The 506-nt window shown below is 64.0% G+C and carries 1 protein-coding gene; it reads left to right on the top strand.

Annotated elements, in window-relative coordinates:
- On the top strand, positions 1–238 hold a 238-nt coding region (locus RMZ43_RS36100; RefSeq protein WP_428851046.1), incomplete at its 5' end, for a hypothetical protein.
- Positions 239–506 lie beyond the last annotated feature (268 nt).

Here is a 506-nt window from a genome sequence, read left to right on the forward strand (position 1 = left end):
TATCTACGCCGATGCCTTTGCCATCGGTGACGCTGCCCTGGCTGAGGATTTTGTCGAAGCTCGGTTTCGTACCAGGCTGGTGATCGCAGGGGCTAAAGAGCTTGGGATGATGGCTCTCTTTCACGCGGCCAAGGTCGTCGAAGCGACATTGGGTGATTGCGGCCCCCCCCTTCCGGGCTACGGGGCAGCCATCCTCGGGCTCGCTAAGCACCTGCGGCCTCTCAGCCGACGCCCCTGACCGAATCCATCAGACCTGAGGCAGTGGATGATCGCGACCCGTGAGAATCAATGGTCAGAAAATGACCACATGAACTCCTTCCGATCCTCCTAGCGCGCCGGGCGCAATGGCACCGCCGGCAACACCAGCTCTGGCGACCTTGGCTACCCCTTCTGCGAACGGCACCGCGAGCGTTACCGCAACGACCACCGCTGCCTGGTATGCGATCCCACCTTCCGCCCGGTCCGGCCCGTGAGGCGCCGCGCAGGAACCCGTAGAGCCCGGGGGG

This window comes from Nostoc sp. CmiVER01 (genome assembly GCF_034531135.2).
In the GTDB taxonomy this organism is placed as follows: domain Bacteria; phylum Cyanobacteriota; class Cyanobacteriia; order Cyanobacteriales; family Nostocaceae; genus Nostoc.